The organism is Actinosynnema sp. NPDC059335 (assembly GCF_042752395.1).
Taxonomy (GTDB): Bacteria; Actinomycetota; Actinomycetes; order Mycobacteriales; family Pseudonocardiaceae; genus Actinosynnema.
The window spans coordinates 2763-15535 of record NZ_JBHYXZ010000182.1; the positions used below are offsets into that span (position 1 = coordinate 2763).

General features: G+C 73.8%; 6 protein-coding genes and 2 pseudogenes. 4 read left to right on the forward strand and 4 right to left on the reverse strand.

The window, feature by feature from the left end; all coding sequences use genetic code 11:
• Both ACFXGA_RS35170 and ACFXGA_RS35175 read right to left on the reverse strand, forming a co-directional pair.
• Positions 1-202, reverse strand: a pseudogene (locus ACFXGA_RS35170) (4-hydroxybenzoate polyprenyltransferase); the annotation flags it as partial.
• Complete coding sequence (locus ACFXGA_RS35175) at positions 199-1326, reverse strand: inositol-3-phosphate synthase (RefSeq protein ID WP_378095701.1); 1128 nt, start codon at positions 1324-1326, stop codon at positions 199-201. The gene ACFXGA_RS35175 and the pseudogene ACFXGA_RS35170, both read right to left, overlap by 4 nt.
• Positions 1327-1945: 619 nt before the next feature.
• On the opposite strand from ACFXGA_RS35175, the pseudogene ACFXGA_RS35180 reads away from it, so the two are divergent.
• Positions 1946-2470 (forward strand): annotated as a pseudogene (locus ACFXGA_RS35180) (NACHT domain-containing protein); the annotation flags it as partial.
• Between the two features lie 4250 nt (positions 2471-6720).
• Here ACFXGA_RS35180 and ACFXGA_RS35185 read toward each other — a convergent pair.
• Together ACFXGA_RS35185 and ACFXGA_RS35190 are read right to left on the reverse strand one after the other, a co-directional pair.
• Positions 6721-8085, reverse strand: coding sequence for a permease prefix domain 1-containing protein (locus tag ACFXGA_RS35185; RefSeq protein WP_378095704.1), 1365 nt, complete (start codon positions 8083-8085; stop codon positions 6721-6723).
• A complete protein-coding gene (locus ACFXGA_RS35190) occupies positions 8082-8456 on the reverse strand; it encodes a PadR family transcriptional regulator (protein ID WP_378095707.1) in 375 nt (124 codons plus the stop codon). Before ACFXGA_RS35190 ends, ACFXGA_RS35185 begins: the two co-directional genes overlap by 4 nt.
• A 517-nt stretch (positions 8457-8973) precedes the next feature.
• Here ACFXGA_RS35190 and ACFXGA_RS35195 point away from each other — a divergent pair.
• The 3 genes from ACFXGA_RS35195 to ACFXGA_RS35205 form a co-directional block, all read left to right on the forward strand.
• Positions 8974-10368: a family 43 glycosylhydrolase gene (locus ACFXGA_RS35195; RefSeq protein WP_378095710.1), complete on the forward strand. Its 1395-nt coding sequence runs from the start codon at positions 8974-8976 to the stop codon at positions 10366-10368.
• Between the two features lie 16 nt (positions 10369-10384).
• Positions 10385-11836 (forward strand): glycoside hydrolase family 43 protein, encoded by a 1452-nt coding sequence (locus ACFXGA_RS35200; RefSeq protein ID WP_378095713.1) that lies wholly within the window; start codon positions 10385-10387, stop codon positions 11834-11836.
• A gap of 295 nt (positions 11837-12131) precedes the next feature.
• On the forward strand, positions 12132-12773 hold a 642-nt coding region (locus ACFXGA_RS35205), incomplete at its 3' end, for an AfsA-related hotdog domain-containing protein (protein WP_378095716.1).

Sequence of the window (12773 nt, forward strand, 5' to 3'; positions counted from 1 at the left end):
GGATGGGTCGCTCCGGCCGCTCGACCGCGTCCACGTCGCGGTCGGCCCAGTCGTTCAACGCCATCCCGGACCAGTACAACGCGGCCGACGCCACCGGCAGCAGCAGCCGCCTCCCGCGCAACCCGCCGGCCGCCCCGGCGACCGTGTCCCCGAGCACGGTCAACGCCGCGGGCGCGCGAACGAGCTTGAGGTAGGGGTTCACAGCCCCTCCGCCCACTCGACCAGCGCCCTGGTCTGCTCGGCGAACCCGTGCTCGTCCGAACCCAACGGGTCCTTGAAGAAGAACCCGAGCGCGCTCTGCACGCCGACACGGCCGGACCGGTGCGCGGCCGCCAGCAGCCGGGCCAGGTCGAGCACCAGCGGCGCGGCCAGCGCCGAGTCCAACCCGGTCCAGGTGAACTGCAACGACATCCGCGCCCCGAGGAACCCCTCGAACGACACGTGGTCCCAGGCGGTCTTCTGCTCGCCCAGTTCCGGCACGTTGTCGATGTGCAGGGGCGCGGTCACCGGGTGCCCGAGCAGCGCGGCCAGCCCGGACGCCTTGGTCCGCAGCTTGCTCGACGCGTGCGCCGGGTCCTCCAGGGTCGAGCCGTCGCCACCGCCGAGCAGGTTCGTCCCCGCCCACGACCGCACGCGCAGCGCCCGCGCGGTGAACATCGGCGCCAGCACGGTCCGCACCAGGGTCTCCCCCGTCTTGCCGTCCCGCCCCGCGTACGGGACGCCGACGGCGGCGGCCAGCTCCGCCAGCGCGGGCGGCGTCACGCCGGTGGACGGGGTGAAGTCCACGAACGGGCAACCGGCCCTGAACGCCGCGTAGGCCGCCAGGGAACTGGGCGGCAGCACGGTCTCCCCCGCCGCCAGCGCCTCCTCCAGGGCCGACAGGGACGCGTGCGCCGGGTGCGGGTCGACCGGCGGCTCGGTGGAGGCCACGTTGACCACCACGACGCGGGCCAGGCCGTGCCGCGACCGGAACGACGCCAGGTCGTCCGCCAGCCGCGCCGCGACCTCGGCCTGCGCGCCCACCGGCACGTCGCGCAGCTCGGCCTGCGCCTCGCGCAGCCCGTCCGCGATCGGACCGAGGAGTTCGGCCGGGACCACGCCCGCCCGCGCCAACTGCTCGGCCCGTTTCACCAGCGGTGTGGAGACCACGTCGTGCCCGCCGACCACCAGCGAGTCCCACGGCGGCAGGTCGGCCTCCAGCAGTTCGGTGACGCAACCGGTCGGCGGCACCAGGCCGGCGCGCAGGCCGAGCAGCCCGCACACCGCCGTGGTCGCCACCGACCCGCGCGCGCCGATCAACCACAGACCCGTTCGTTCCACGAGCATCCCCCGATCTGGATGTGGTCCGGCTCACAGGCCGAGGCGACGCCGATTCTGTTTCGGATCGACTGAAGTCAGCAAGACTTTTGGAGCAATTTGACAAAAGTCATGCTCGAATGGACGAAAGTGAGGTCGTCAACGACCACGGTACGTCAGGTCCGCGAACCCGCACCGACCGATGTCCCGGCTCCGGTAGCGTGGATCACCACTCGCTTCGGCACGTCGGCGGAGGGGCTGCGCGGTGCGACAGGACGACCGGCCGGTGACCTCGAACGTCGTCGCCGGTCCCGTCCTCGGGCCGAGCGTGCAGGCCGGTGTGGTCCACGGCGGCGTGCACGTCCACGTCGGCGGGGCGCCGCCGGCGGATCCCGGCGGGCTGCCGGTGGGCGTGCTGTCGTTGCTGCGGGCGCAGGTCCGGGCGGCGCACGAGCTGCCGTACCGGCTGCCGGGGGCGCGGCGACCGTCGCTGGCCGCGGTCTACGTGCGGCAGGACCTCGGCACGGGCGCGGAGGAGCCGCACGCCGAGGTGTCGCGGCCGACCCCGATCCTGGACGGCGACGGGCGGCTGGTGGAGGCGCCCCGCCCGCCCGCGCCGAGGGTGGCGGTGCGGCCGCCCGCGCGGGCCGTGCGGGAGGCGTTGGACGGCGACGACCACCTGCTGATCACGGGCGGCGCGGGCCAGGGCAAGTCCACGCTGTCGCTGCGGCTCGCGGCGGACCTGGCGGCCGGGTGGTGCGGCGAGCCGGGTGGCGTGCCGATCGCCGAACCCGTCGTGCCGCTGCGGTTGACCGCGCGCGAGCTGGCGACCCGGCTCGACCTGCCCTTCCCGCAGGCGTTGGCGGAGAGCGCGCAAGCCGAGTACGGCGCGTTGCTGCGCGGCCCGGTCGACGCGGACGCGTTCGGCGACCGGGTGGCCGGGGCGCGGTGGCTGCTGCTGGTGGACGCGGTGGACGAGGTGGCGGCGGCGGCCGACCGCGACCGGCTGGCCGCCGTGCTGGCCGCGTGGGCGTCCGGTGGGCCGTACCGGGTCGTGGTGACCACCCGGCCGGTGGAGGGCGCGGCGCTGGCCCCGCTGCACCGCATCGGGGCGGCCCGCTACGAGCTGCTGCCGTTCGACGAGGAGGCCCTGCGCTCGTTCGCCCGCACCTGGTTCGCCGAGGAGGGCGAGCCGACGGCGGACCGGTTCCTGCGCCAGGTCCGCGAGGCGCACCTGGACGAGCTGGTCCGCGTGCCGCTGCTGGCCACGATCGCCGCGATCGTGTTCTCCCGGCGGGGCGACCGGCCGCTGCCGGACAACCAGTACGAGCTGTACGAGGCGTACCTGGCGTTCCTGCGGTCGGCGCGCACGTCCGCCGGTCCGTTCGAGACCTACCGCGACGACCTGTTGGAGCACCTGGGCCGCACCCGGTCGGAAACCGACACGTCGCTGGTGTCGGCGGCCCGGTCGTGGGTCCGCGACCGGGTGCCCCCGCACACCCTGCCCGCCGACTGGCCGGAGGCGCTGACCACGTTCCTGGTCTCGGTCGGGCCGCTGGTGATGCGCGGCGACGACCTGCGGTTCCTGCACCACAGCTTCGCCGAGCACCTGGCCGCGACCTCGCGGGCCCGCGAGTTCCCCGAGCGGTTCACCCCGGAGCACGACGGCTTCGTGCGCACCGTCCACGCGGCCCGGCCGAAGGAGCGGGGCGGGTTCGCCCGCTCGGTCCTGCTGCACTACACGCGCCTGCGCCCGACCGAGGCCGACCCGCTGGTCCGGTGGCTGCACGCGGGCGACGCCGAGACCCACCTGCTCGCCGCCCGCCTGCTGGCCAAGCGGGTCCCGGCGAGCACGGCCGTCGTGGACGACTTCCTGACCACGGTCTGGGGCTGGGCCATGACGAGCCAGTACCCCGGCTCCGAGATCCTCGCCCAGGCCGGTCGCGCCACCCACCACCCCGGTCTCGCGGACTGGCTGGTCGCGCTCATGCGCACCGGCAACGCCCCCGCCGACTCGCGCACCGAGGCGGCGTCGGCGCTGGCCACCCGGCTGCGCGGCACGCACGAGGCGGAAGCCCTCGACTACCTGACCGCGCTGGTGGACCACCCGTCCGTCTCGGTGTCGGAACGCCTGGCCGCCGGCGAGGCGCTGGCGGAGTGCGGCGCGACCGCGCGGGAAGCGTCCGCGCGCGGGCTGAGGGCCGTGCTGGCCAACCCGCTGGCGTCCGGTTACGCCTGCCGCACCGCCGCCGTGGTCCTGGCCGCGTTCGGCCGGGCCGAGCGGGCCTTCGCGGTCACGGCGTTGCAGGCGTTGACCACGAGCGACGAGACCCCGCCGGACGACCTGGTCGAGGCCGCGACCGGCCTGGTCGAGATCGGCTCGGAGTTCTACGAGCACGGTGCCGAGGTGTTCCGGGCCGTGCTGCGCGACCCGGTGGACAGCATGACCGGCCGCCGTGACGCCGCCCTCGGCCTGGCCTCCCTCGGCCCGGACGCCACCGCCGAAGCCGCCGACGCGCTCACCGCCCTGGTCAACGACCGGCGTCGGCCGCTCGGCGACCGCTCGCAGGCGGCGCACCTCCTCGGTGAGCTGGGCCCGCAGCACCGCGACGCGGCGGCCGGCCACCTGGTCGCCGTCCTGGCCGAACCCGGTCTCGGCCTGGCCGACCGGTGGCAGTGCGCGTCACGGCTGGGCGACCTGGGACCGGAAGCCGCCGGGACGGCGGCCGACCACCTGCGACGCGTGATCGCGGACCGCCGCTCGGACCCGAACACCGTCCTGTGGGCCGCCAAGCACCTCGCCGACCTCGATCCGCGGTACCACTCGGAGGCCACCGACGCGTTGTGGGAGATCGCCACCGCCCCGCACGGCACCGGGTTCGACCACGCGATCGCCCTCGCCCAGCTCACGAAGCTCGGCGAACCGCACCGGACGAGGGCATTGGCGCGCCTGCGGCGCCTGCCCACCGACCTCGGCTTGCCACCGCAGCAGCGGCGCATGGCCGCGGAGCAGGTGCTCCAGGCGGGACCGGAGTTCCACGACGAGGCCAAGTCCGCCCTCCTGGCCCTCACGCGCACACAGTCCGACCGGAACACCGCGCTGAACGCGTGGCGAGCGCTGCTCAACCTCGATACCGCCTACCACGGCCAAGCCCTCGACGCGTTCCTCGACGGCACGCGGGCGGCGGACCGGAACCTGCCCAACATGTTCGACCACGCATCGGCCTACGCGCGGTCGGACGAGGACCACCACCTGATCGCCCGGGCGCTGCTGCCCATCCTCGCCGATCCCGCGCACGGCTACCGGGCCCGGCTCTCGGCGGCCGAGGGCCTGATCTCCCTGGGCCGACCGTTCCACCGGGACGTCGCGGACCACCTGTGCGAGCTGGTGCGCTCGGCCACCGCGCCGGAGATGGATTTCCCCTACGTGGCGCGGATCTGCCGGCAGCTCGGTCGCAGCCACCGCGCCGCGATGGCCGGGGTACTGCGGGACGTGCTGTCCCGGGGCCTCCGCCCGGCCGCCGGGGTCTGGCGGGTCGTGCAGGCGCTGGACCACCTCGGTTTCGCCACCGGCGATGACGTCGTGACCGCGCTGAGGTCGGTCGTCTTCCACGGTCCGGTCATGACGGCGAGCCGGTACGACGCCGCCGTCGTGCTGGCCCGGCTCGTGCCCGCCGACGTCCCGGACATCCTGGACGCACAGGCGGTCGACCGGCGTTCGTGGAAGACCGTGGTGGAACCGATCGCGGTCGAGGCCGTCCCGGGGCTCGCGGCCGTCATGGCGGACCGCGACGCCCTCGCCACCGTGCGCCGGACGGCCGCGACCCTGGTGCACGACTTCGTGCCGGCCGAACGGGACCGTGCGCTCGACGTGCTCCGGGGCATGGCCCGCGACGAGTTCCTGGAGGTCCATACCCGTGGTGAGGCATATCAGCTCCTCACGGAGCGAGACCCCGGCATGCGCGCCGAGGCGCTCGCGTTCCACCTCGGCGTGGTCGACGCCGACCGGGAAACCCCTTCCCGTCGCCACACCGCCGCCTACCACCTGGCGGAACTGGATCGGAACCACACCTCCACGGCACGCGCCTTCCTGCGCCACCAGGTCAACGATCCGACAGCCGTGGCCGAGGACCGCGCTTCCGCCACCGAGTGGTCGATGGTCATCGAGCCGTGGGACGTGGACGAGTACGCGCACGTCGTCGGCGCGCTGCTCCAACAGTCTAGGATCAGCGCGTTCCGCGGCCTGATCACTAGCCTGGACCGGCAAGCGCGCACCGCCGTGGAACGGGTGCTGCTCGCCGACCGGTCCGCGTTCCTGCGCCGACGCGTGCCGGTGGCGGACCACTGGGACGACCTGCCGCTGTTCGCGGAGGCGGAGGCCGAGGTGCGCGAGGCGCTTGCGGCACCGGAGACCTCGACCGAGGACCGGGTGGCGGCGGCCTCGGCGCTGGCCGGGTTGTCCACGGCGTTCGTGCCGGAGGCCGTCCGGGAGCTGGAAGCCCTGGCCGCGTCGCCGGGCACCGCCTACCGCGCGCGCAAGGCCCTCTCCGAGCTGACACCGGCGCTGTGGCGGCGGGTGGTGGACGACGCGGTCGACCAGGTGGCCGACGAAGCGCTCCCGCGCCGGGAGCGGTTCAGGGCGGTCCGCCTGCTCGCCGAGATCACCGCCAGGCTCCCCGAGCCCGTGGTGGAGTTCGTGCGCGCGGTCGTCCACGAGCCGGGCACGTCGGACCGGGATCGGCTGGCGTTCCGGTACGCGTTGCGGCACCACGACGGGCTCGACCCGGTGCGGGCGATGCGGGACAGCCCGCGCACCCCGCCGGCGGTCCGGTTGTGGGCGGCGTTCCGGCTGGTCGGGCACGACGTCGCCGACCGCGCCGCCGCGGCCCGCCTCGCGCGCTCGATCGCGACCGACCCGGCCATGCGCCCGGCATTGCGGCGGCGGGCGGCGTACGACCTGACGTGGCTCGGACCCGGTGGGCGCGAGCCCGCCACCGAGGCGCTGCTCGCGCTGCTGGCCGACGAGACCGTGCCGACGACCGTGCGCATCCGGTCCGCGCACACGCTGGTCGACACCGCGCCGGCGGCCCGCCGAGCGGCGATGACGGCCCTGCGCGAACTGGCCGGCACACCCCACCCGCTGCGACGGTGCAAAGCCCTCCAGGCGATCGGTGTGGTGGAGCCGGTCGAAGCGGCACTGGACCTGGTCGCGATGGCCCGGGACGCGGACGTGCCCGCGACGGCCCGGGTGCGGTGCGCGGAGGCGGCGGTCGAGCTGACGCGGGACGTCCGGGAGCAGGCGGCCGTCGGCGTGCGGGCCGTGGCCCGGGACGGGTCCGTGCCGCGGCACGTCCGCCGCCGGGCCGCCCGCGACCTGGCCCGGTGGAGCGAGCTGTGCCGGGACGAGGCCCGCGCGCTGCTCGCTCAGGCGTAGCCGAACAGCGGCGGGAAGACCAGGACCACCACCCAGGCCCACACCGCGAACACCGGCAGGTAGGCGGTCTGCCAGCGTTCGAGCGCGGCGAACGGTCGGCGCCTGCGGACCAGGCCCAGCACCAGCCACGCCGACCACGCGAGGTTGGCCAGCAGGATGACGTTCTCCCCCAGCGCCGCCGCCTTGTTCGGCGTGGTGCCGTACTCCGTGATGCGGCCGGTGATCTCCCACAGCACCAGCGCGTCGATCACCAGCGCGCTGACCACGAGGGCGAGCTGGAGCCTGTCGAACAGGCCGGCCGGGGCCAGCGGGTCGCGTGCCGAGATCGAGTAGAGCAGCAGCCCGAGCACCACGACCAGCAGCAGGTCGAACAGGATCAACGCCTCGCGCTCCACGTCGATGCCGGAGCTGGTGACGCCGAACGTCACCAGGAACGCCAGCAGCACCGCGGTGAACAGCGGCGTGAACAGCCGGGTGAGCACCGGCGCGATGTTCTCCACCACGCTCTGCTTGGCCTCCACGAGCCACGCGGCCACCACCGTCGCCGCCGCCGCGCCGCACGGGATGAGCCACCGCCCGACGAACGTCTCGGGCGAGATCCCGATGGCCTCGAACGTGCCGAACACGAACGCGGTCAGCACGCCGCCGCCCAGCGCGATGAGCACGTAGTACACGAACCACTCGCCGGTGAAGCGGACGAAGTCCATGCGGCGGCGCGAGGCGCGCAGGTCGTCGGACACGTACGCCAGGCCCACGACGAACCACAGCGCGATCGGGAGGTGGACGCTCGTCACCACGAGCGACTGGGAGCCGTCCGCGAGCGGGAAGGCGTTGGCCGCCACCGCCCCGAGCGCGAACAACCCGAGCAGCACGCCGACCACCGCCCGCGCGGCGCGGCGGCGCCAGGCCAGGAACCCGGCCAGCCACGGCAGGGTGAGCAGGCCGACGTTCGGCCCGTAGAACGCGGGATTGTGCTCCGGGTCCAGGCCGAACAGCTCGGGCGCCTTGACCGAGACCGCCGCGCCCACCGCGCAGAGCACCAGGACGAGCAGGTCGCGCCGGGGCCGACCGCCGGTCGCCGCGCCGTCGCCGCCGGTCAGCACCAGTTGCTTCCACAGGCGTTCCGAGTGCTCGCGGGCGAACTCGCGGGACAGGTCGTCCAGGCTGCCCATGCGCTTGACCGCGACCAGGAACGCCTCGTCGGCGTGCAGGCCGGCGGCGCGCAGGTCGTCCACCGAGCCGCGCAGGTGGTCTTCCAGCTCCTCGACGTCGGGCCCGGCCAGCTCCCGCCGTCGCCGCACGTACTGCCGCCACTGGGAGAACTGGGCCTCCAGCTCGTCCGGACCGCCGGTCACGCCGGACCTCCCCACGGGATCGCGCTGAACGGCCGCTGGTCGTCGGGGCGCGGCCACACCTCCCGGAGCGCGTCCACGACCGTCTCCCACTGGCGGCGCTGCTCGGCCAGCTCCGCCAGGCCGGTGCGCGTGATCCGGTAGTACTTGCGCCGCCGTTCGCCGGCCGCGGACTGCCAGCTCGACTCCACGTGCCCGAGGCGTTCGAGCCGGTGCAGCAGCGGGTAGAGCAGCCCTTCGGTCCAGTCCAGCTCGCCGCCGGACAGCTCGTTGATCCGCCGGAGGATGGCGTAGCCGTAGCTGTCCGCCTCGGCCAGGATGCCGAGCACCATCGGCGTCGCCGAGGCGGCCACGAGGTCCTTCGCGACTTTCACCGGTCCTCCCGTGACCCTAGAACTGCGAGGCATAGTAGTACTAGGTATCCGACGGCCGCAAGGAGCCCTCCCCGACGGGTGGCCGACCGACCGTCCACACCGGACGAGCACCGTCCACCTGCCACGGTTCGAGGCCGCCGCCGGACCGACCGCGGCCGGCACGGGAACACGCCGCGCCGGCACCGGCGGGCGGTCTTGACCGTGAAGCAGGAGCCGACGCGCAAGCTCGGCCCGAGCGCGCCGGGCCGGGGCGCGCGGGCGTCGTGCCGGTCGACGGGCGCTTGATGTTAACGCAAACAAGTGCCAGACTCCTCGCTGGACCGCAACGACGCGAGGAGTCCGCCGTGATGCCATCGCAGCTCCACTCGCCCAACCCCGAGACCCATCGCGCTGCCACGACGACGACCTCCGGACACCCGGCACGACCTCGAGCGCTGTCGTCCTACCGTTAGCTGTTAGCGCTAACAACCGCCGCCGCCCCACGCACCGCCCCGACCGACGAAGATCGGAGCCGTCCATGCGTCGACGGAGGAGCGCCCTCGCGGCGTTGCCGCTCGCCCTGTCCCTCCTGGCCCTCCCCGCGCCGACGGCGGTCGCGGCCGAGCTGCCCTCGGGCGCGCGATCGTTGGAGGCGGTGAACCTCCCCGGCCGCTACGTCCGCCACCTGGACTACCTCGGCCGGGTCGACGCCGTCACGTCGGGCAGCCCGGCCCAGGTCAAGCAGGACGCGACGGTCACCGTCGTCCCGGGCCTCGCCTCGCCGTCGTGCTCCTCGTTCCAGGCGGCCAACGGGATGTTCCTGCGCCACCGCGACTGGCGGCTGCGGCTGGAGGCGAACACCGGCACGGCCCAGTTCCGCGAGGACGCGACGTTCTGCGCCGGGCCCGGCTCGGTCACGGGCTCCGTGTCGCTCGCGCCGGTCAACGCGCCGGACCGGCGGCTGCGGCACCGGGACTACGAGCTGTGGGTGGACCCGTACCAGGACACCGCCCGGTTCCGCGACGACAGCTCGTTCCGGCTCACCGCGCCGTGGACGCCGAAGACCACCAGGGGACCGGTCGTCCCGGGGTTGTTCGCCGACCCGCACATCGCGCACTTCAACGGCCGCTACTACCTCTACCCGACCACGGACGGCTACGCGGGTTGGGCGTCGCCGCACTACCAGGCGTTCTCCTCGACCGACCTGGTGAACTGGACGAGCCACGGCGTCGTGCTCGACCTGCGGCCGGACGTGTCGTGGGCGGACGACTCCGCCTGGGCGCCCGCCGTGGCCGCCAAGAACGGCCGGTACTACCTGTACTTCAGCGGCGGGGCGGCGTCCGGCGACACGGCCAAGCACCTCGGCGTCGCGGTGTCCGACTCGCCCACCGGCCCGTTCCGCGACGCGCTCGGCAGGCCGCTGGTGCGGGCCGGCTCCCACCCCGGCCAGGCCATCGACCCCATGGTGTTCACCGACGACGACGGCCAGTCCTACCTGTACTGGGGCAACGGCGGCGCGTACGTGGCGCCGCTCAACGCGGACATGGTCTCGTTCGACGCGACGAAGGTCCGCACCATCACACCACCCGGCTACCGCGAGGCGTCGTTCGTGTTCAAGCGCAACGGCACCTACTACTTCATGTGGTCGGAGAACGACACCCGTGACGAGAACTACCAGGTCGCCTACGCCACCGGCCCGTCGCCGGTCGGGCCGTGGACCAAGCGCGGGGTGGTGTTGCAGAAGCGCCTGGAGCTGGGCATCAAGGGCACCGGCCACCACTCGGTCGTACGCGCGCCCGGCACGGACACCTGGTACGTCGCCTACCACCGCTTCGCCGTGCCCGCGGGCAACGGCACCAACCGCGAGGTGACCGTCGACCGGATGACGTTCAACGGCGACGGCACCATCAGCCCGATCGTCCCCACCCTGTGATCAAAGGAGATCACCCGTGCCCCGAGCACTGACGAGGACCGGCGCGCTGCTGGCCGCCGTGGTCCTGCTGTTCACGTCCTGGTCGGTGACGACCGACCGGAGGGCGGAGGCGCTGGAGCCGTTCACCGGCTACCTGATGGCGCACTTCACCGGCGAGCACGCCAACGGCGAGCAGATCTACCTCGCCCACAGCCGCGACGGCCTGCGCTGGACCGACCTGAACAACGGCGCGCCCGTGCTGCTGTCCACGGTCGGCACGCGCGGCGTGCGCGACCCCGCGCTGGTCCGCTCCCCCGCGGGCGACCGGTACTGGATCATCGCCACGGACCTGCGGATCGCCTCCGGCACGTCGTGGTCCGACGCGGCGAACAACGGCAGCAAGTCGCTGGTCGTGTGGGAGTCCTCGGACCTGGTGAACTGGTCGTCGCCGCGGCTGCTGAACGTGGCGGGCGGCATCTCCGGCGCGGGCAACGCCTGGGCGCCGGAGGCCATCTACGACCCGTCGTCCGGCGACTACGTCGTCTACTGGGCCACGAACGCGACGCTGAACGGCGTCAAGAAGCACCGCATCTACTACGTGCGCACCCGGGACTTCCGGTCGGTCGGCTCACCGGTGCTCTACATCGACCGGGGCCAGGGGCAGGGCATCATCGACACCCAGATCGTCGAGGCGCCCGGCAGCGCGGGCGGTTACCGCTACTACCGCGCGTCGGCGGACGGCCAGATCACCATCGAGGCGAGCAACTCCGTCCTGGGCACGTGGACCAGGATCGGCGACCTGTCGCACATGGGCATCTCCAACGGCGCCACCGGCGGCAACGTCGTGGAGGGCCCGATGTGGATGCAGTTCAACGGGCGCGCCGAGTGGGCGCTGTGGCTGGACCAGTACGCCACCGGCCGCGGCTACATGCCGGTCACGTCCACGAACCTGGGCAGCACGCGCAACTTCGCCACCCGCACCGACTACCAGCTCGGCGGCACCCGCAAGCGCCACGGGTCGATCCTCAACCTCACCGCCGCCGAGGAGAGCCGCGTGCTGGCCAAGTGGGGCACGTCCGCGCCGGTCACCCGCATCCAGGCCTACACCCACCAGGACCGGTACGTGCGGCACGCCGACTTCGACGTGCGCATCGACCCGAACGTCAGCCCGGCGCAGGACGCCCAGTTCCACGTCATGCCCGGCCTGGCGGGTTCCGGCACGGTGTCGTTCCAGTCGGTCAACTACCCCGGCTACTACCTGCGGCACTACGGCTTCGACTTCGTGCTGGCCCCGGACGACGGGACCGCGACGTTCAAGTCCGACGCGACGTTCCGCCAGGTCGCCGGGCTCGCTTCGGCGTCGTGGTCGTCGTTCCAGTCCTACAACTACCCCGATCGGTACATCCGGCACTACGACTACAAGCTCCGGCTCGACCCGATCACGGACGCGACGGGTCGCGCCGACGCCACGTTCCGGCTGACGAGCTGACCGACCGCGGCGGGGGCGGGTGGTCGACGCGCCCACCCCCGCCGCGGAACCCCTGCGCCGCGATGTCATCCGTCCGGAACGCAGGACGACGCCGTGGTGGGAACCCGCATCACCACGCGTGATGCCCCGGGGAGCCCACCGCCCGCGACGCCATTGCGGCCGTTCCCACGCCCGCCTACGCTGCGGCACGCGGGGAAGTCCCGTTGCCGCCGAAGGACGATCCCGTTCGGACCGGGTCCACACCGGACGGTGCCCACGGCGGGCGGACCCTCTCCGCCCGAGCGCAGGAGGACGCATGTCGTCGCCGGAGAGCACCGCGGTCTACGTCGTGGCCGACCGCTTCGCGGACTTCGCCGCGGTGGTGGGCGGCCGGACCCTCTCGTCCCTGGTCCGGGCGCTCGAAGCGGGCCGGTACGACCGGGTCGGCGAGCTGGCCGTCCACGTGGGACAGGGGCTGGGCGACCCGGAGGTCCGGGTGCTGCGCCACGTGCTGGCCCGGTGGGGCAAGGCCGACGTGCGGCTGGTCGTCGAGGCGGACCGGCCCGCGCCGCGCGAGCTGGTGCGCAAGGAGAGCGACGAGAACGTCGTGGTCACCGAGCCGGTGGTGGAGGAGTCCGGGCTGCACACCGCCCGGCTGCGGCTGCACCGGGACAACGAGCTGCTGCTCGACCACCGGCCGGGCCCGCACCTGAGGAGCGCGGTCGCGGTGGAGGCGGCGCGCCAGGCGTTCGTCGCCGTCGTCCGCCGCCGGTACCTCGAACCACGCGGTCGCGGTGCGCACGACCTCGTGGTCGAGGAGCTGCGGACGACGTTCCGCGACTTCCTGTTCCCGACCTCGGCCGTGATCCGCGTGCTCGTCACGCGGTGCGACGACACCGGGGCCGGCGAGGTGTCGTTCCGGGCGACCGCGGAGGTCGTCCAGGCGGGCCGGCCGCTG

Excerpts from the sequence above, each read along its gene's own strand:
- ACFXGA_RS35195 (WP_378095710.1), top strand. The coding sequence starts at position 8,974 with ATGCGTCGACGGAGGAGCGCCCTCGCGGCGTTGCCGCTCGCCCTGTCC.
- ACFXGA_RS35175 (WP_378095701.1), bottom strand. The coding sequence starts at position 1,326 with ATGCTCGTGGAACGAACGGGTCTGTGGTTGATCGGCGCGCGCGGGTCG.